Raw genomic sequence first — 20798 nt, 5'->3', positions numbered from 1 at the left:
TAAAAGTTACTTGTCTTTAAAAAATCTTCTATGTCGCAGTTCAAGTAATTGTATCTCTTTAGAACAATTTCCACAGTAGTAACGAAACTTCAGGTGATATTGGTCTCCGTGATAATAAGCTCCGTTCATCTTATACCACCCTCTTTCGAGAAAGGTCTTTTCGTTATTTTTTACTAGCTTATTCTTACAGTTAGGGCAGATCTTTTTAAAGAACATTAGTCTAAGTAATTCTTTCGGTTTCAACTCAAACTCATACGATGGCATCACTGATCCCCCAAAACATAACTAACTTGCTACCTTAGGTCATTTTACCATATATTTCGACAATCATGCCCATATATATCCAATAAACTTTGCGCTAACCTGCCCGTTCGCTTAACGCCGCCGCTGCCAGTCTAGAACTTTATTTTCACGGTCTAACACTTTATTTTCTCAGTCTACAACTAACCATCTTCATTGCGCTTTGTACAATGAAAATTGCTCATTCGGCGCAAGTGAAAGGGTTCGTTGTATATCGTACAATGGAAAACACATGAAATGGGCAGAATGGAGGCCATTTGGCGGTTAAGCGGTTAGTTTCGTTGTACGCCATACAATGAGACCCATGTCTTGCACATCTATGTATTGTTCTCATTGTACATAATGCAATGAAGATAGCAGACGTGCTTCTCACACAATAAAACTCTCTTCCACAAAAGAGGGGCACGATCAAAGTCACCTCATGACCTTGATCGTGCCCCTTCTTCATAGCCCTCCCCAGCCTTACTCCTCTTCCTCATCATATAGAATAATATCCAACACCGTCGTTTGCCCGTTCACGATAACGGGCCTCGCGATGGCGGTCTGTTTCCCTGGGAAAGAGAACCGGGAAGGCGGGCCGCCTGCGGCTACGTTGGTTATCGTGTACCGGCCGGTTGTATTGCTGATCATGTTGCGGACAAGAAGCTGCTCATCCGTCGTGACCTCGGCCAAAGCATAATTTAGAGGATTGCCTTTGGCATCGCGGATCGTTCCGGTCAAAGTTCCGAAGGCAGACCGGAGAGCCAGATCAGCCTTGCCGATCGTGCCCGCGGCAGCCCCGGCTCTTGCGCCGAGCGCGACGGAGCCGAAATCGGGAGACGAGACGGTTACCGTATACGGTGCGCCGGGCACCAGCCCGCCAATCTGATAGCTTCCGGTTCCATCCGTCACCGTCGTTCCAAGCGGCACATTGTTCACCGGCTCCAGCACCGTAACGATCGCACCGGAAACGGGAGAGCCGACGGTATCATCGACAACCGTCCCTTCAATGGCAGCCGGACCGTTGTTCAAAGAGAGGTCCGCCGTCTGATTACGGGTCGGCGGTACTTGCTGTACCGGTTGAATGACATAGCCGGTGCCGCTTTGATAGCCGGGATCGCTTGCGATGACGGTCAAGTTGCCTGCCGGTACGCTCGGGACGGTGTATTGTCCGGATTTGTCCGTTACTCCGTTCCCTACGATAACCCCATTATCATCGATAATAACGATGGAACTGTCCGGCAGGCTCGCACCCGTTCCGACGTCCGTTACCTTTCCGCTGACGGATAGCGGCGCTGGCGCAAGCGAGAAATTAACGGCGGCATTTTGGCCAGGCAACACGGATGCTGACGTTTGAATCGTTACGAAGCCGGACTGCGAGGCGGTCACGATGTAATTAGCCGCTGCAACTTCCCCCAGATCGTAGTTCCCGTCCGAGTCGGTCAAGATAGATGAGATCACCGGTCCAAAATTGTTATACTGCCGCAGAACGAGAGTGGCGCCTTGAATAGCCGTCCCGCCGGGGTCAGCCGTCACTCTGCCGCTTATCCGGCCAGGAAGCTTGTCGAGGGTGAAGCTGAAACGCGTCGTTGCGCCGGAGACGATCGTGAAGCCGCCGAGCTCGGAAGCGTAGCCCGAAGCGGCCGCGCTTGCCGTGTAAGGGCCTGCCGGCAAGTTCGGATACGTGTAGACGCCTCCGTTGTCGGTAATGACGGTTGCGATCAACGCCCCGGTAACGCCGTCATAAATACGCACGGTTGCCCCGGACAGATCGGACCCGTCCGCTGAATCGCTGACAAATCCGAACACGTTGCCCGGATTCGGCGTCAAGGAAAGCTGAACGTTCGTCGTCTGGCCTGGCGCCGTCACAATGGCGCCGGAGTCCGTTCCGGCTCCGGGAGTCGAAGCGGTCACGATCAGATTGCCTGCCGGAATGCCCGACAGTCCGAAATTGCCGTTCTCATCCGAGAAGGAAGGACTAACCGGATGTCCATACACATCCGTGACGTTGATGACGGCGCCCGAGATGCCTGCACCGGTTGAAGCATCGACGACTTGGCCGGTGACCGCTGCGACCGGCGCGGCCAGTCTTATCGCAACGGCGGTGCTGCTTCCCGCCTTGATGAAGACGCCGATCGTCTCGCCCTCGAATCCGGGAGACGATACGTTCAGCGTGAACTCGCCCGCCGGGAGATCGCCGCCGAAGAATGTGCCGTCCACGCCGGCAAAAAATGTGTTGATCAGAATCCCTTCTTGCGTGAACAGCCGAAGCTGCGTATTAACGGACGAAATCGGATTACCAGACAGATCGGTAACCGTTCCGATGAGACTGCCGAAGGCTGGCGCTAAAGCGATGGAAGCGATCGTGCTCTGATCGCTTATGACAATAGCGCCGGCTGTTCCGGTGCTATAGCCGTCCGCCCGTGCGACGACGAGGTAAGGTCCGGGCTGCAGCCCGGAAATTTGATAGTTGCCGAACATGCTGGCCGAGACCGAGGTGACAGACAGCCCGGAAGCGCCAAGTATGCGGATTTCGACATCCGCGCCCCCGATTGGCTGGCCGGTTACGCCATCCGTGATTTGACCGTTAACGAAGCCTGGATTAGGTGCCAGTTCATAATTGAAGCTGGATACCAGCTCGCCGGGGCTCAGGTTCACGCCTTTGATCTCATTGCTGAAGCCTGATGCGGAAGCGATGACCGTCAGCGTGCCCAGCGGCAAGTTGCCGATGATATAGCTGCCGTCCGCTTGCGCTTGGCCGATCCCGCGGATGGATTCATTGCCATTCACCACTTTGACGGCTGCTTGAGGTAGCGGTTGGCCAGCTATATCCCGGACGAACCCTTCGACCGTACCGGGATTGGACGTAAGGTCGATCACGACATCGTCAACGCCGCCAGGCACAATGGTCGCTCCGATGACGCCGGACGAATACCCGGGAGCAACGGCAGTCAGCAGATAGGACCCTCTTTGCACGGTACTGAAGGTGAAGCTGCCATCCGGCTCCGTTACGGTTGTGGCGACTTGTACGTTGTTGAGATTAGTCAACTGCACGACCGCTCCGCCGATCGGCGGCCTTAACGTTCCATTAATGGTGCCTGGATTCGGCGATAGAGGAATGGATGCCGGCGTAATGGCATTGGCGTTAACGATGACGCCGAACGTATTGCTCTGATACCCGTTCTCTTGGGCCACGATCGTATAGTTGCCTGGCGCTATGCCTGTTGCATCGAAGCGGCCATCGCTGTCCGTAACGGTGATGCCGACCAGGAAGTTGTTCTGGTCCGTAATGTTCAATACGACACCTGGCAGGCCTGCTCCGGTAAGGAGATCGACGACCGTTCCTTGAATCGATCCGGGCTCGGGATAGAGAACGAGCGTCAACTTCTCCGTCGCTCCTGAGGCGACCGCTACCGTAGCGGAAGCGGTCTGGAAGCTGTCGGCAGAGGCGAAGACGGTATAGATGCCCGGCGTTAGACTGCTGGACTGGAATTGGCCGACCGGGTCGGTGAACAGGCTGAATACCGTTATCCCGTTCGCGCTCGTGACGCGAATTTGAATGCCTGCGCCGACGAGCGGGTTGCCGGAGCTGTCAAGTACAGAGCCGCTGATGGTGCCGGGGCTTGGCAAGAGCTTGAAATCGAGCGGCGTTTGGGCATCCGACCGGACAAGAGCGCTGGCAAATTGGTTCTGGAAAGCGGCGGCAGACACGTTGACGATGTAGTTGCCTGGCGCGAGGCCGGCAATGATATAAGCGCCGTCCGTTTCCGAGAGGATGCGTGTAAGAAGGACGGGTCCGCCGTCGACATTATTCTGAACGGCGACCGCCGCACCGACAATCGGATTTCCCGCAATGTCCGTAATTTTGCCGACGATCATGCCAGGGTCTGGGACGAGCCGGAAATCGGCATTCGTTGTCAACGACGGTTCGATGATGACTCCGAATGTATCCCCGCCAAAGCCGTCCGTTCGGGCGGAAATCGTATAGACACCCGGAGCGAGATTGCCGATCATATAGGTGCCGTCCTCTGCGGAAGAGACGCGGGCAATAATAATGTTATTGAGGTATACCCTTATGACGACATCCTCAAGAGGGACGCCGGCGAGGTCGGTCACCGTTCCGGCTAAAGCGCCAGCGAGCGTCTCGAGCGCGATATTAATCGTAGTCGAAGCTCCGGAAGTTACGATGGCGCCCACCGTCTCTGCTGCGTAGCCCTCTTCCGAGAACGAGAGGGAGTAGCTGCCGGGCTGAAGGGACGGAATCGAATACGAACCGTCCGCGCTGCTGACGGCGGTCTGCAGCGTAATGCCTTCCGCATTGACGGCCCGGATGCTCGTTCCGGGAAGTCCCTGTCCGGATTCGGCGTCGGTGATGATGCCGGTAATACTGCCCGCCTCCGCTGACAGCTTCACATTAACGGTCGTCGTCTGTCCTGCAGCGACTTGAAACCCGATGATTTGCGTAACAAACCCAGGGACGGACACACGTAGCCTGTCGTTGAGACCCGGGGCAAGACTGTCCGCCCGAAAAACGCCCGATATATTGGTCAATACAGTCGCAAGCACGTTGTTGCGGTTGTCCAGCGCTTCCGCCTTAGCCCCTGCAATAGGAATTCCGGCCGCAGTCGTCACGGTGCCGGCGACAGCACCCGGGCTGCCAGCAAGCGCCGCATTCACAACACGGGTTTCTCCCGACGTTAACGTGAGAGGCAGATCCTGCTGCTGGAATCCCGATGCGGCAATGCTGATCCGATAGTAATTCGGCAGCAGACCGGATATGGCGTATTGTCCAGCCGCATTGGTCGACGTTTGTGCGAGCAGCGCGCCGATCGAATCGGTAAGATGGATAGCCGCGCCAGCAATCGGACTTGCATCCGCCTGGCTGGTCACGGTTCCTTGAACGGAAGCCGGCTGCGGCAGCAGCAGCACGTTAACGGTTGCGACAGCATTGAAGGCGACAGTTGCGTTGACCGTGGCGGTCTGATAATTAGGCAACGAAAATTGAAGCTGAACATTGCCCGGCGGCACACCTGCGATGGAATATAAGCCTCCCGTGCCGCTGACGGCAGAACCGTTCGAAGTCCCCGAAGGGACGCTGAATGATCGAACCGCAACGCCGGTCAGCGGAAGCCCCGTTGATTTGTCGAATACGGTACCGGTAATCCCTCCGACGGACACGACGCTGGCAACGGCCGTGCTTTGCGGCACCGTGAGCGGCTGGCCGGTGAATAGGTCGACTGCCTTGGCGGACTTCACATCGATTGTGGCTGCAGCGGATTGAAGGAAGGTTCCTTGCGCAGAGTAACGCAGCACCGCGCTGGAACCGGCATTCAAGGTGCCGATATTCCAAGTTAAGGTCGCGGCCGCAAGATTAATAACAGCTGTCCCGTCGGTGGCTGAAACCGTCTGCAGCGATACGAGCTTATTGAACTGGAACAGCGCATTAATGAATATTGCGGAGGCGCTGCTCCGGCCTGAATTGGTCACGGTGATGGTGCCGTTCACCGTACTGGATTGCCCCGCGATGAGCGTAAGCGGGGCGCCGTCAACCGTCTGCGTCACGGATAGCTTCGCTCGGACATCCCCGCCGTTCACGGTGAGCGGATCGCTGAATGCCGCGCTTAACGTTTGACCCGAGCCGATAAAGTCTTTATTGAAGTTATTGTTGTTGGTCGAGGTGAAGAATAAAAACCGGAGCGACGATTGGTCCGTAATGCCGAGCAGAGGAAACAGGGTCGCCTTCGGGATGAAGAAATCGAGAAAATAGTTGGTTCCCCCTCCGAAAGAGGAGCCGTCACCGGTAGGAGCTGCGCGGGCGATGTCGTAGTTGATGATCGGCTGGGTGAAGCTCGGCATGCCTTTTCCGTCCGTGCCCTCGGCTTGATCGTTAAAGCTGTTCGGAATCTTAACGGTGTTCACAATCAGGTCAACCGAATTGTTGTTTCCATTGACGGCGAGCACCCACTCATAGGTGGAAGGGATGCCGTCGGTATCGAACAGCACGCCCCAGGCAAAATTATTGAACCCGGTCTTGAAGCGGGGATCGGCGTTCAGACGAATCCGGAAATAAACATTCGTTCCGTCGTAAGCATAGTAAGCCGCCGGATAAGCAGCGCTTCCGACGATATCCGTCTCATCGGGCGAGACGTCCCGTACAGGGTCGGTCACAGGAGCTCCATTCAGCGTCACCGGGACGAATTGCGCAAGGCTTGGAAAAGGCATCGTTCTCCTCCTCGTTAGGCGTTAAAAGCGAATTGGCTTCTACCTACAGGAATATGCCGGCCTTAATCGCGTCATTACAGGTATAACGGCTTAGCGTTCTAGAGCAAGTATGATTAGGAATGAGAGATTGGGCGGGCCTATGGAATAGGCTGCGCTCTATTTTTATGCGCGCATGGTATAATTTGAGTGAGTCGAAGGACCTATCCTCCATATGAGGTGATTACGATGACGACCGAGATAATAGAACAGATTAAGAGAAGAAGAAGCATAGCGGCATTCGTGTCCTCGACCTTTCGAGATATGCATGGCGAGAGGGATATGATGATGCTGGAGGTCTTCCCGGAAATTCGCGAGCGTTGTGAGCAGCGCGGCGTATTATGGAGCGAGATCGACCTGAGATGGGGGATTACGGAAGAGGAGAAGGACAGCGGTCAGGTGCTTCCCATCTGCTTAAGAAGAATCGACGACAGCCGGCCGATATTCATCGGGTTGTTAGGAGAACGGTACGGTTGGACGTTGAAGGAAGATGAAGTGCCGCCCGATATGCTGCAAGAGAAGCCATGGCTTCAGGATTGGATGGGCAAATCGATTACGGAAATCGAGTTTCTGTATGGTGCGCTGAACGATCCGAGCCCTTCCGCCTATGCTTATTTCTATATCAAAGATTCGGCGTCGGCACCGCAGCGTCAACCTGCGGATGACGATGACCCTGCAGGAGAAGCGGGCTTGGCTGCGCTGAAGGAACGTCTTCATGGGGAACGGGAGAAAGGCCATATTAAGCTGCAGTCGTATGCCAGCTATAGCGAGCTCAAGGATAAGCTTCTCCATGACTTAACGCAGCTGATCGACGAGTTGTTCCCGCTAAGCGAACAAGCTGATCCGTTAGCGAGGGAAGAGCTGGAGCACGAGATGCTCGCCCGCTACCATCAGCGGGCGTTCGTTAACCGGCCGGAGGCAATGGCGCGGATTGAACAGTTCGTCGACAGCCGCTCGCCTTATCCGCTGTTTGTCGTGGGCAAGCCAGGCACCGGCAAAACAGCGCTTCTCGCGCAATGGGCGATGGAGCATGCCCGGACGTATGCGCATTTTATCGGGGCTAATCCGGAGAGCGCGGACCCTGCGAATATCGTGCGGTTCCTCTTCCGGAGAATAAGCCGGGATTTGAACATCGAGCTCGACCTTCCGGCCTCCATGAATGAAGTGGAAGCGAAGTTTACAGCCGGATTGTTCACGGTCGCGCAGCATACGAAGGAGCCGGTCACAATCATCATCGATGGCATCGATCAAGTGCTGCAATACGAGGGAGGCGTCTGGCTGACGTGGCTCCCTGCGGCGATCCCTTATAATATTTCTCTCATTATCTCGACAGTGGATAACGCGACCTATGACAGGCTCCATCAGGACGGTTTCATTATTCAAGAGCTGCGGTTGGACGAGCAGTCTTTCGCCCCTCTGAGGGAAGCTTATATGCACCATTTCCTCGATCAATACGGCAAGAAGCTGAACCCGAAGCAAGTGGATAAAGTGCTGGAGAAGAAGGCGACGAGCAATCCGCTCTATTTGCGGTTTCTGCTCGATGAGCTGCGCTTATTCGGTGACTTCGGCCAGCTGGAGAACGAGCTTAACCGATATTTAGCCCACGACAGCATTCAGGAGCTGGTTACGGGAAGCTTGCGGCGGCTGCAATCCAAGTTCTATGAATCGTACGGCGATATCGTAAAACGGGCTTTGCAGTTCATGCATTGCGCCCGGTTCGGTCTGACGGAGCAGGAGCTTCTTGCATTGTTGGGCGGGAAGGATAAGCCGCTGCCGTCAGCTATATGGTCTCCCGTCTACTGCAATCTGGACAGCTTATTAATCGAAAGCTCGGGCGTCATCCGATTCTCGCATCCTTTCGTCCGCGATGCGGTGGAGCAATTATGGCTGACGGAAGCCGGGAAGCGGGACATTCATGCTGCGCTTGCTGATTATTTTGACAACAAAGACGGGGAGGACTGGACGGAGCGGAAGATCTGGGAGCTTCCGTCGCATCTTATGGCATCCGCCCAGTGGGACCGATTGCACCTTCTGATGGGAGAAGAGGCCTTTCTAGTGAAACAGAACCGGCTGGACAGCTACGCTCTACTGCGTCAATGGACCGTTCTGGAGAAGAGCGGTCCGTACAGTGCACAAGCGGCATACCGCTCCGTGTTATCGCAGCGGGAGAATCAGAGCGACGAGCTGGTCGAGCTTTGCACGAAATTGTTTAATGACACCCACAGGTATGAGGAAGCTCTTGTTCTATACCAGGAACTGGAGAATAGAGCGAGGAAAGCGAATGAACAGGTGAAGGTGAGTGCTTACCTGAATAACCAGGCGGGCATCTATTATTATCTGGAGAAGGATGAGAAAGCGCTGGAGCTGTATGAGAAGGCGGAATCGATCTTAAGAAAAACGGGCAAGCCCGCGGCTGCGCCGACCATTATGAACAACAAGGGTCAAATTCTCAGCCGGTTAGGCCGCGTGGAAGAAGCGCTGCAGATGCATAAGGATGCTGCCGCAGAGGCCAAGCGGAGCAACAATGAAACAAGCTTGGCTAGCAGCTGCAACAGTCAGGCCGTCATTTATCAGCAGCAAGGGGACTTGGATAAGGCGCTGCAGCTGTTCAAGGAAGCGGAGTACATCGCCAGGAAATATGGGGAGATAGACGCCCTTGCAACGATGCTTAATAATATCGGGAGCTTGTATGGCGATATGGGCCGAGATGCCGATGCGATGGACTGTTACAAGGAATCGGAACGGTTATGCGCCGAGATTGGTGACCGGCGCAGTCTCGCCAGTACGCTCAATAATAAGGCGATGCTCCTGGAACGGCTCGAGGATTATGAGGAAGCGATTAAGTGCTGGAAAGAAGCGGTACGGATAACGAGAGCGCTTCAGGATCATATCCATCTGAGCCTCACGCTCGGCAACTTGGCTTCGGTTTACAAGGATACAGGGGAAACTGAACTGGCGATCGAGCTGTTTCGGGAAGCAGCCGATTTGGACCGGACAACGGGCGATTATATCGGGCTGTCCAAAAGTTTAAGCAAAATGGCCTCTATATACCGGCAGCAAGAGCAAGTTGAACTTGCCGTCGCTCTCTATGCGGAATCGGTTGCGCTCGTGCGGCGAACGAACGAGCGTCACGGCTTAGCTTTGCTTCTGCTGAACCAAGCCGATCTGTTCCGGGAAACGGATAAAGCGAGCGCGGCGCTCAAGAACTTGGGCGAAGCCGAACCGATAGCCAGAGCTTTGAAGAATGAGGAGCTGCTAAGTTCCCTTCTCCAGCTGCAAGGCATGATTTTGTTCGAGGACAAACAGAATCATAAGGCGCTGAAGAAATTGGAGGAGGCCGAGCAGCTGCTTCGCCGGTTGGGCAAGGACAGAGAGCGGGAGCTGGCGAGAAACGTGTTCGAGCAGGCCTGCGTCTACAGCAAGCTGGAAGAGTATCAGAAGGCGCAGCCTCTATTCGAGGAGGCTTATGCTCTGGCGAAGAAGCTGGATATTGCCGCAACGATGACGTCTGCTCTTCATAACCTCGGCTTTCTGTACTCCCGGCTGGGCGACCAAGATCGGGCAATCGAGACATTCGTCACCCTCATTGCACAATGCGAGTCGTCTTCTAACACGGAGGGGCTAGCATCCAGTCTGTGCAGCTTGGCCGAATTGTACGAGAAGGATAGCCGGGTGGACGAGGCGATGGCAGCTTATGCAAGAGTAATAGAGCTGACCCGTGATACCTCCTATCATTTCGTATATGCACGGGCGGTCAAAGCGACAGCAAGCCATCGGTTCAAGAAGCAGCAATGGGGTGAAGCACTTGAACTGTTCTTGGAAGAAGGAAGGGTGCTCGATGCCGTCAAGAACAATGAGGCGTATCGCACGAACCTCGTGAATCAGGCTTTTATCCATCGAAAGCAGAATCGATATGACCTGGCCTTGCCATTATACCTGAAGGCAGAGAAGATGATTCGCAAAGCCGGGAAGCGGGCGGAGCTGCTGCTTACGCTCAATGAATTAGCCTCCATCTATCAAGACCAACGGAAGCTTCAAGAGGCATGCAGCAAGTTAGTTGAGGCGGAGAGCATTGCGGCGAGAACCGCCGGCGGCAAAGAGCTGCTTGTTATTATGTATAATTTGGCCGCGGTTCAGTCCTACTTGGGTAAGAACGATCTCGCCAATAAGAAATGGAAGGCAGCGGCGCAGCTGGCGAAGAAGGAGAAGGAGACGGATCTGCTCGTCTCGATCTATGAAGCGTGGGCCTCCGCATCCAAAGAAAATAAGAAATGGAAAGACGCTTCCGACATCTATGGCGAACTTGAGCAGATTCATCTGCAGCGGGGGAATATTCGAGAGGCGGAGACAGCGAAGCAGAACCGGGCCATTCTGCAGCGGGTGCTTAGCATGAAGAAGTGACCGGGCGGTGGACTCCGGAAAAGGCAGCTGATGTACGGCTGAAAGAAGGGTTTGACGGGCAGGCAGATAGACGCGGGGGCAGAGAAAGAGCCGGTTGCGGAAGGGGCGACCTTTGCTCCACTATCCCTTTGGCTCAGGAATAACGATGCGGGCGGTAAGCGGCAAGCAGCAGCTGCAAGTTTGCGGCAGTTGCCGCGATGGTGCGTGGTCGCATGTCGAAAGCCAGTATGCGAAAGGGGCGGCCTTTGCTCCACTATCCCGTTGACTCAGGAATAACGATGCGAGCAGCGAGTGGTAAGCAGCAACTGCAAGTTTGCAGCGGTTGCCGCACTGGATGCGCGGTCGCATGTCGGAAGTCAGTATGCCTCATGCATGAGCACAAGGACAGAGAACATACCAAGAAGACGCAGGGGAAACCTTTGCGTCTTCTTTCTTTTTGCTGCAGCGAACAAAAATATTGGGACTATTGAATCATAAATAGGAATATTTTGTCGACGATCCTTCGAAAGATGTAGTATATTTTTCCTATGACTTCACCGAGCGGGCTTCTCTTAGGGGCAAGCTTTGGAAAAATAACAGCCGATAACGGCTAGGTGGGGCATCCTAACTAAGGCAAACGGGGGCATGTATAGATGGCAACTCGGCAGGCGGAAGAGTTCGATAATTATTTCTACCGGCAGCTACAAGAAACGATGGACGGCGATGATCTGGAAGATTTGGATGCAGGGGAGCTGTTGTACTATTGTAAAATGCTGCTCCGTCCGGAGCTGCGGAGACATTTTCCATCCGCAGTCGAGGAGAAAGAGTCTGCTAGATTCCATAACGCGCTGCGTACCTTTGCGTTCATTGAACATGAGCAAGAACGGCCGTTGCTTATGTTCGACAACTCGATTATGAGCTCGGGAAAAAGCGGATTTCTTCTGACGGACAAGCATCTCTATATTAAAGGCGCTTCGACTATTGCATGGAAGAATGTCGAGCACATCGAGTGCGGGAGCAATCATATCACGGTCAATAAACAGCGGATCTCGCTGACATGGTCGGTATTGAACTCGGAAGATATCCGGGCCGTCGAGCAGTTGCTCGAGTTCTGCTGCGTAGCTCTGCTCGCATATGCGGCCCAAACCTCGGAGAGCGGCAGCTATGAGGAGTTTCTGGCGGAAGATCGGGTCATCATCGGGAATGAGGAAGAAGCGGTAGCGTATAGCAGCAGACTGCTCGCATCGTTCGCGGACAGCGAATGGTCCCGGCATGTATACGGATTGTCGAACGATCCGAAGGCGATCAAGAAGATGCAGCAAGCGATTGAGAGCTATGCCCAGCTGCAGCCGGGAGAAATTCCGCTCATCGTGTACGACAATACCGCGTTCGGCAGTGCAAAGGACGGCTGCATGATCACGAACCAACGGATATGCATCCGCAACCCGTTCTCCAAGCCGAAGAGCTTCTCCTATGATGCGGTCAGTTTAATCGAACTTAAGGGAATGTCCAAGGAGCTGTTCGTGAATGGCTTCGAGGTTTCGCTCACGATGCTTTCATCGGACAGTGCGAAGCTCAAATTCTGTGCGATGTTGAACCGGGCGCGGAACGATCTTGCCGGGGCGAATGTGCAACAGGATTCGAAGCCGGGAGCGCAGAGCGGAGGCTTCAGTCATGCGGATTTTGCCCGGTCCTTGCTGGAGAAGAGCATTCTTAGCAACGATCTGGCGCGCAATCTGTTCTTGTATGGGGATGGACCGAAGAGCGATAAAAAGTTCCAAAGCGCCTGCACATCTTACGCCTCTCTTCAGCCGGGAGAAATTCCGTTAATTTTGTTCGACGATACGGCTTTCGGGAGCGCCAAGCAAGGGCTGCTGCTGTCCTCGGAAGCGCTCTATGTACGCAACATGATGGCGCAGGGAGTACGCTTCCGTTGGAGCGATATCCATTCGATCGAGATTCGCGGCATGCTGACCAAGGAGCTTTATGTCAACAACTACAAGGTTGATCCGACGCTTCTTAGCTCTAACGAGTCGAAGATACAGCTGTGCGAATTGTTGAATGAGGCACTCTCCGGGTTAGCGGGCGTGCGGCGATAAGATAAGATCAATATTACGGCATGGCAAGGCAAGGCAAGGCACCAATAGAATGGCTGATCGAGCAAAGGGAGAATAGAAGTGAGAGCATTTGCTGCATTGTTGTTGCTTGGTTTATCAGGCATTAGCGTCATCGCATTATTCATAGGACTTATTAAGCCTAGGCTTGTGCTGCCGAAGCGAATGAAGAAGCACACAAGGAAGCGGGCTCTTCTCCTATATGGCGTCCTGTTTCTTGCTCTAATTATCGGGTTCCTGTTCGCGCTTCCGAAGATGACGCCTGAAGAGATGAAAGCCTATGACGCCAAGCAGGCGGAGAAGAAAGCGGCCGCGGTAGAAGCGAAGCGGCTGAAGAATGAGAAGGAAGAGCAAGAACAGGCCGCCCGTCAGGCGGAGCAAGAGAAGGAAGAGAAAGAACGAGCCGCCCAGAAAGAGAAGGAAGAGAAAGAGCAAGCGGAGCAAGAAGCGGCTGCCAAGCTGAAGGAGCAAGAGGAGAAGCAACTGAAGGCAGAGGCCGCTAAGCTGGCCGCAGCGCAAGAAGCGCAGCAGAAAGAGGAAGAGCAACTAGCCGAGCAGAAGGAAGAGGCCCAGATTGCAGAAGCAAGCAAGTTCACGCTGGAGGTTAAGGAGAAGTCTTTCGTCGATAAGCTTAACAAGGCGTTGAAGCATAATGATCTGAATATGAAAGCGAAGGCCGTTAAGAAGGGCGAGGAAGGCTTTGCGATCAAGTTCTATTCCGGCAAACAAGAATACACCGGCGTCATTGCGCAAGGGATACGGAATGAAGACGGTACGATTCGAGCGATGTTCTATCTGTTGGATGCGTCTCAGATGTCGTCGTTTTCCGATTTCGGACCGATCATCCTGTTCTCCTCCTTAATGACAAGCGTATTGCAAGTGCTGGACCCGGATATGGCAGAGCTGGATATTATGGAGGCAATGTCCGATTCCATAAGCAAGCCCATTGTTCATAATGGCCTGTCCGTTGAATTCCCGCCGTCGATTCTAATCGATGGCGAGGAGCAATCGTTGGAGCAAGCAAGCCGCTTCTATCTCGTCAAGGCTGCCGATGACAAGCTGCATGTGGAGATTAAGGATGGCAAGTTTGTTTTTGTTCCGTAGGCAATGAATTGGAATTAATAGGAAGTGGCTGTCTCGAAAATAGATCCGCTCGCTTGGTGTGACAGCTTGCTTAACCGACAACGACACAGGGGCAGCCCCAAAGTCCAATGACTTTGGGGCTGCCCCTCTTAGTCGTTCATAGACATACTCCCCGCAGCATTAACGGAACAGCACGCAAATTCCCGATTCCCTGAAATAGCGGATTAATTTCTCGATAGGTTCGCGTCCGCAATTGAGCTGTTCGCCGAGGCAATCGATACATTTGTAACGCTGAGCCGTTCTTGAGACCAGCTTCATATAGATGGCAATATCGTCCGTTACGAGCGAGGTGCCGCATTGCATGCAAGTTCGGTTGCCGCCCATTTATTTGACCAGCTTGGCCCGTACAACCAGACAATCGTGAGCTGGCACGACAGGAGAGAAACGCTCCTTGAACACGCCAAGCTCTTGATGCGCCCAGCAATCATAGAGTGACAACGAGTATCCGGAAGCATAAGGAAGGCCGATGTCCCAGAATTGGAGCGATATTTCGCGTTGATCGTCGCTCAGGTTGAAGAAGCCGATGGCGACGTCGCCGTCTGTCAGCACTTTCACGAGCATGAAGACATCATCCGTATGGAACCATTGCGGCTCCGGCTTAATGCGATAAGCGCCGCGGGCTTCGATATCTTGATTGATCGCGATGAGATCAGGGTTCATCAGAATGTCCTTCGTTGGCTGGTTGGCGCTTCGAATATCGCAGCCGATCATCAGAGGGGAGCCCATCATGCTCCACAACGAGAAGTGCGTTTTATATTCGGTGTCGCTGCAGCCGCCGATTTTGCTTCCAATATAATCGTTGTTGCTTCCGCCGTACATGCCGACAATGAGCATGTCCATATCGTTGTGGCAGAAGGAACCGGTGTAGCAGCCTTTATCCAATTGTGAAATCGCCAAGCTCTTGACGGAATCCCAGAAATCCCGAATATCCCCCGTGGACCGGTACATATGAGCGCCTGATTCCCGAATCCATTGATACACATTGTCTTCTCCCCAATTGCACGCAGAGAAGAGGATGTCCCTTCCGCTGTTCTTCAGCGCTAGGCTCATCCGTTTATAGAGCAGCTCTCCGGACATGTTCCGAGGTTTAAAGCAATAATCGTATTTTAAATAATCGACGCCCCATTCCGCGAATTGCTGGGCATCCTGGAATTCGTGCTCGAAGCTGCCCGGATAGCCGGCACAGGTGTGGGTGCCCACGCACGAGTACATGCCGAATTTTAACCCTTTCCCATGGATATAATCTGCGAGCGCTTTCATTCCACTTGGGAATTTAGCCGGATCGGCAACCAAATTTCCGTTCGAATCCCGCTCTTTGAGACTCCAGCAGTCATCGATAACGATGTATTCATATCCAGCATCCTTGTATCCTTCGGAGACGAAGAGATCCGCTACGTCGCGAATGAGCTGTTCATTAATATCCCAAGTAAAAGTGTTCCAGGAGTTCCACCCCATAGCGGGCATTAGGCCGAGCTGCGTATGACTTTCCATTCTAATGATTCATCCTTTCATAAGCCTTAATCAATAGCATTATTAAACTATTACATCATATTGTTCTATGGCCTGCCTATAGATTGATGTTGCGTGGATATGGATATTTGTTGTTTCGGTATACTCCCCCAAATAAAAATGCAGCACCCAAGGTGCTGCATTTCATAAAACTTATTTAGCTTCCGGCGTATCCGTATCCTCCAGCTTCACCCCAGGCTTATCGCCCTCGAAGTAATACCAGGTCCGATAGCCGTCGATGACGCTTGGATCCGTGTTCGAACCGTAATAGCCGGATGTGTACTTGTAATCGGCCGTATCCTTGTCGTGCAGCGAGAAGACGATCTCGACATCGGGGTAAGGAAAGGTGCGCGAAGCATGCTTATCGGCAAAGCGCTCCTTCACGATCTTCGTCTGCACCGTCTCGCTGAGGAAGAACTTGCGCGTTTCCTCGAATATGGCTGCTTGCTCGGCATTGCTGCCGTCCATGACATACCGGAACGATAAGCCCGTATCTTCGGATTGTATCGTCAGCTTCTTCACGGCAGAGTACCGAGACAGCATGTCGTTCTGGAACACTTTCGTTTCATCCGTCCGGATGGCGGAAGGGCGGGAGCAGCCGGCAATAAGAAGCAAGCAGCAGGCCATCAAGAGGACAATGGCGTTACGCATTAGCAGAGCCTCCTTAGAAGATGAAGCGACGAACCGCGGGCTAGGAGAAGTAGATCAGCCCCGGCGCGCCGACAATGCCTTCGAATGCTTTCATGGCGTCGAAGTGCGTCTGATAATTGATGCTTTCTCTGCGGCCCCAAGTCGAAACGGCGATCCAGCGGTTGTCGTTCACGTCGCGGTAATATTTCGTAATGGTCATCCAGTGCCATTCATACTCGTAATCGGAGAACATGGACAGATTGAGCGTGCCCACTGGAACATTGGAGTTAAGACCGGCCTTAATATAATTCGCCGTGTTGTCCAGGGTGAAGGAAGCGCTGCTCGTTACACGCTTGAGCGTTACGCCTTTATCCTTGGCATACGATTCGACTTTGTCTGCGAAATCCCAGATGGACAATTCGCCGAGCCAGCCCGGATCGATCTTCGTGTACATCGTGTTCATATGAGCAAGGAAGTTGGAATAGGAAAGTGTGCTGCCGGTGTACATCTTGCCGTACTTAGTCGAGTTGGTTACCGTCGCCATATAGTTCGTAATGTTCGCGGCTGCAACGGGGCCGCAGCCGTTGTCCTGCTGGGAGCTCTTCGCGTACCAGCCTTGATCGCCGCCATAGCTGTATACCCCTGTTTTATATTCAACGGGCACGAACTGCGAATAGTTGCGTTCCGACGATAAAGCGATGTCTTCCTTCGTCACCGTCGCAGCGGCTACGGCCATGACGGTCGAGCTGGACAGCGCAGAAGAAGCGCCCAGTGCCGAGACGGCAGCGACGGGATCAGAAGCGGTATCCGCATTGGCGGCGGTATCGGTATCGGCGTCGGTGTCGGGAGTGTTCAAAATGTTGCTCAAATGCTTCTCGTTCTCGGCATTGCGGATGAACTCATAGCCGCTGCGAAGCGCTGCCTTGTTCTTAAGCACTCGCTGGGTTACGTCTTTCGCTGCTTTCGGCTGCGTGAGATCGGTGTATTGCTCGCCGCTCGGCTGCACGGCTTTGACAAAGTATTGATAAGGAGGAAGGAAGACGACGGTAGCCTCGGACGCGCCGTTCGCAAGTGCCGCCGCGAGCTGCTCGCGAATTGTGGAAACAGCATTGTCTTCGATCCGTACGGAATAGACGTCGTAACCATCGGTTAGGGCGCCTACCGTGATGAAACCGATTTCCTTCTTGGCTTCAAGAAGAGGAACCATATAGGCGAACAGGTTGCCTTCGAAGTCATACAGCGGCAATAGATCGTCCGACGCCGAGAGCTTCTTGCCTTGTGTCTGAACATCGTCCTTCAAATAATGCTTGATGTGGTAAAGGGCTACTTTCAATATCTCTTTCGTGTTCAACTTGTCAGCGTTCTTCAACGCTTTGCCTGCGGAAGCTGCTGCCGCTTCCGGCTGTTTAGTTTCGGTCGGCTGCACTTCATTGGCATTGGTTGAGTCCGCGGCCGTTACCGCCGTTCCTCCCGTTGCGATTGCACATGTTAATAACGCAATTAACAGCTTTTTGTTAAGATTGACAGACATCATAATCCCCCTTATTTGGTAGAAGGTTCTCTATTCTTTCACAAATTTGGAGGTTTGTAAGTCGAAATATAGCGAATGAGTATAGGTGTTTGGGCCTATTTAAATTATTTAAATCATAACTTGCATTTCTATTTTGAACGGGAGTCTAATGACGCGGCGCATGTACTCCATCGACTAAAGTCTAGGATAGAGTACCGTCTATGGTCCGTTATGGAAGAATGAGGAAGGAATTATGATGGAACAAGAAACGATGAGGAGAGATAATGATGAGTCTTGTTCATAAGTATAGCGTGATGATTTCGAGCTTGCTTCTAGCGGTGGCATTAGCAGGGTGTTCTTCCGGCTCCGTTGACACGATAGTGAAGGATACCGAGAAAGCGACAATCGGTCAAGGGTCGGGATCGGGCGTGACGACTACGCGGACGGAGTCGGTGAAGGCGGACGAATTCGACTCCATCGTGGTAGATGCGGAGGCGATGGGCATCATTGTAGAGCCTGCAGCCGGCAACTCCGCCGAGATTGAGCTCGTAACGGACCAAGCGGTCGAGAAGCAAATAACGTTCGATGCCCAGGTGAAGGACCGGGAGCTGCGGGTGAACGTTCATGAAGACAAGAAGTGGAACGCCAATAAATCGGGCCGGGGCGAACGGAAGCTGGTCATTAAGCTCCCTGGCAAAGCGTATGAGCATTGCTCGGTAAGTACGGCATTCGGTACGGTGAAGGCAAGCGGCATTCAGGCGAAGAGCTTCGACATCGAGGTGAACGCCGGAAGCATTGAGACAAGCGGAATTATCGGCGAGATGAAGCTCCATGTTACGACAGGTGAGATTAAGGTCGACGGCTACAAGATGGATCACAATTTGACGGCACAATCGGAAGTCGGCAACATTCACATTACGCTGGATGAATCCCCGGCCGCAGGCTCGGTTAACCTGCATTCGAAAGTCGGATCGGTAACGGCAGCGGTGGATCATATAACGTATGACGTAGACTCCGCGAACCGCAAGGAAGGCGCGTTCGGCCCGGGCGGCTCCAGCTTAGAGGCTGACGTGGAGGTCGGTTCAATTCAAGTCGTCATGGCTCGGTAGAATGGTATGTAATAGGGGGCTGACACGAGAATTGAGGTGTCAGCCTCCTTTTGCAGGGGCCTTCTCGGCCTGGGCTCTTCGAATCACATCGGTAATGAACGGGTGTTTGGCATTCGTATAAGACGTCCTGTCGTTGCGGTGTGCGTCTGCTAATGCTAGTTTCAACTGATTGTACTGTTCACGCACATCCGGATGGGCGATCAGATAATCACGGAATAATAGTTGGTTGTTCCACTCCTCGCTACCATAGGTGTAGATATGCAAGTGGTGCGTGCCTGCCCTCCATTGGCCTTTGCGAAAAAACCTCCGGTTCGGAAAATCGGCATGATAGACATGCTCATAGCCGAGCTGAGACAATGGCTCTATGAATCGATCGGCTGCATCCAAATGACGGACACCGGCCATCGTGTCGATAATCGGTTTAGCTCCTAACCCTGGCACGGACGTGCTTCCGATATGTTCGATTGCGATTGCCGTCTCCGCCAGCACTCCCTTAATGAGTCCTTCCTCCCGTTTGTATTCGCCAGCCCAATCTTCGTTAAAGCACTCAATGACTACGGGTTTCTCCAAAATCGGTTCATCCTTTCTGTGATGGAAATAGGGTTCCTTCATAAAATAATAGTCTAAAAGTTTGATAAAATAACGTTGTTAATAGACTGTAATACTCAATTATTCTGCGGAAAACTGTTACAAATTATGACATAACCTGCTATAGTAGATTTTGTATCTATTGGATAATCATTTTTGCATAGATTTAAATCTTCTAGCGAGGATTTATCTTGTGGGTAATTGGAACACGCAACAGCTTCTTCTCATTATGCCATGAGACATCATAATAACGTACAGAATAGGGGTAAAGTCTAATGAAACAATGGTTCAACAAGAAAGTCATGATCGCAGTAACGGCTACGGCTGTGCTGACGTCCATCGGCGCTGTGGCGTATGCGGGTTCGACCGTAAAGAAAATTCAAGCGTATCAGAATGCCGGCATCTCGATTAAAGTTGACGGCACGAAAGTCAATCTCGCCGACGGCAAAGAGCAGTTGTATCCAATCGTGTACAACGGCCGTACCTATATTCCAGCTGCACCTGTTATGGAAGCACTCGGCGGTTCGGTAGCGTGGAACGGCTCGACGAGCAGCGTAGACATTACATCGGCGGGCAGCGATGATAGTGCCGCAATCCCGACGAAAGATGCGGGCACGTCGTCCTCGTCGTCTTCATCCAATGATGGAGCAACGGTCAGCACGGGAGCGACAAGCTTCCCGCAGATAAGCGCAGATGCGAAATCCGCAGATATCTATGAAACGTTGAAGCCTATTGCTTCCTACTTAATTCAAGTCTATGCTGATGCATTAAAAACAGGCAAGGACGATAAAATGGATACGTGGTTGAAAGCGAACGTAGGTAAAAGCGAATACGGCAACTATTACTACGAGGATTCGTTGAAAGAGTTTAACAAGTCCATCGAAGGTTACCGTGACAGCTACGATGCTACCATCACGACCCCTATCGCGAACAGCGCTATTAATAAAGCGAAAGCATTAAACTTCAACGATGACTCGGACTACATGGACGGTAAATATAGCCGCGATTTCGAATACTTCGTGGATGTTGAAGGCGCTAATCACCATGGACAGATCGGCATTTATTTCTTCGTTAATTTGAATGAAGAAACGAATCAGTACTACCTGTCGTCGGTTAATTTCTATTAATTCGCAGACAAGTATTCCAGTAATAGAAAGGACCTGATCTTCGGATCGGGTCCTTTCCCGTTGCTTGCGGAATGTAACGGATGATAGATTTGCGACCAGGCGATATGTTACAGTCAGTGGGAGTACATATTTTCCAATTATCATATGAATA

The 20798-nt window shown here is 52.8% G+C and carries 11 protein-coding genes; 5 read left to right on the top strand and 6 right to left on the bottom strand.

Annotated features, from left to right (window positions below):
• Positions 1-762: 762 nt before the first annotated feature.
• Positions 763-6501, bottom strand: coding sequence for a beta strand repeat-containing protein (locus tag PKO01S_RS18890; RefSeq protein ID WP_127533002.1), 5739 nt, complete (start codon positions 6499-6501; stop codon positions 763-765).
• Positions 6502-6726: 225 nt separating this feature from the next.
• Here PKO01S_RS18890 and PKO01S_RS18885 point away from each other — a divergent pair, with 225 nt between their 5' ends.
• The 3 genes from PKO01S_RS18885 to PKO01S_RS18875 all read left to right on the top strand — a co-directional run bounded on the left by PKO01S_RS18885 (position 6727) and on the right by PKO01S_RS18875 (position 14135).
• Positions 6727-10938 (top strand): tetratricopeptide repeat protein, encoded by a 4212-nt coding sequence (locus PKO01S_RS18885; RefSeq protein ID WP_127533001.1) that lies wholly within the window; start codon positions 6727-6729, stop codon positions 10936-10938.
• Between the two features lie 632 nt (positions 10939-11570).
• Complete coding sequence (locus tag PKO01S_RS18880) at positions 11571-13016, top strand: hypothetical protein (protein WP_127533000.1); 1446 nt, start codon at positions 11571-11573, stop codon at positions 13014-13016.
• 78 nt (positions 13017-13094) lie between these two features.
• Positions 13095-14135, top strand: coding sequence for a hypothetical protein (locus PKO01S_RS18875; RefSeq protein WP_127532999.1), 1041 nt, complete (start codon positions 13095-13097; stop codon positions 14133-14135).
• 159 nt (positions 14136-14294) lie between these two features.
• Here PKO01S_RS18875 and PKO01S_RS18870 read toward each other — a convergent pair whose 3' ends face one another.
• The 4 genes from PKO01S_RS18870 to PKO01S_RS18855 form a co-directional block, all read right to left on the bottom strand.
• Positions 14295-14498 (bottom strand): hypothetical protein, encoded by a 204-nt coding sequence (locus PKO01S_RS18870; protein WP_127532998.1) that lies wholly within the window; start codon positions 14496-14498, stop codon positions 14295-14297.
• A complete protein-coding gene (locus PKO01S_RS18865) occupies positions 14499-15665 on the bottom strand; it encodes a glycoside hydrolase family 27 protein (protein ID WP_127532997.1) in 1167 nt (388 codons plus the stop codon).
• Positions 15666-15836: 171 nt separating this feature from the next.
• Positions 15837-16334, bottom strand: coding sequence for a hypothetical protein (locus PKO01S_RS18860; RefSeq protein WP_127532996.1), 498 nt, complete (start codon positions 16332-16334; stop codon positions 15837-15839).
• Between the two features lie 40 nt (positions 16335-16374).
• A complete protein-coding gene (locus PKO01S_RS18855) occupies positions 16375-17844 on the bottom strand; it encodes a hypothetical protein (RefSeq protein WP_127532995.1) in 1470 nt (489 codons plus the stop codon).
• A 266-nt stretch (positions 17845-18110) separates the two neighbouring features.
• On the opposite strand from PKO01S_RS18855, the gene PKO01S_RS18850 reads away from it, so the two are divergent.
• A complete protein-coding gene (locus PKO01S_RS18850) occupies positions 18111-18932 on the top strand; it encodes a DUF4097 family beta strand repeat-containing protein (protein WP_164779671.1) in 822 nt (273 codons plus the stop codon).
• A gap of 39 nt (positions 18933-18971) precedes the next feature.
• On the opposite strand, the gene PKO01S_RS18845 is transcribed toward PKO01S_RS18850, so the two are convergent.
• Positions 18972-19502 carry a GrpB family protein gene (locus PKO01S_RS18845; RefSeq protein WP_174818594.1) on the bottom strand — a complete coding sequence of 177 codons (531 nt, stop codon included), beginning with the start codon at positions 19500-19502 and terminating at the stop codon, positions 18972-18974.
• Between the two features lie 293 nt (positions 19503-19795).
• Between PKO01S_RS18845 and PKO01S_RS18840 the strand changes: the two genes are divergently transcribed.
• Positions 19796-20647: a stalk domain-containing protein gene (locus tag PKO01S_RS18840; protein WP_127532992.1), complete on the top strand. Its 852-nt coding sequence runs from the start codon at positions 19796-19798 to the stop codon at positions 20645-20647.
• Positions 20648-20798: the final 151 nt, after the last annotated feature.

The sequence above is a fragment of the Paenibacillus kobensis NBRC 15729 genome (assembly GCF_004000825.1).
Taxonomy (GTDB): Bacteria; Bacillota; Bacilli; order Paenibacillales; family Paenibacillaceae; genus Paenibacillus_T; species Paenibacillus_T kobensis.
The sequence above is the reverse complement of the archived record's forward strand: the minus strand, read 5'-3'. Positions and strand labels throughout refer to the sequence as shown.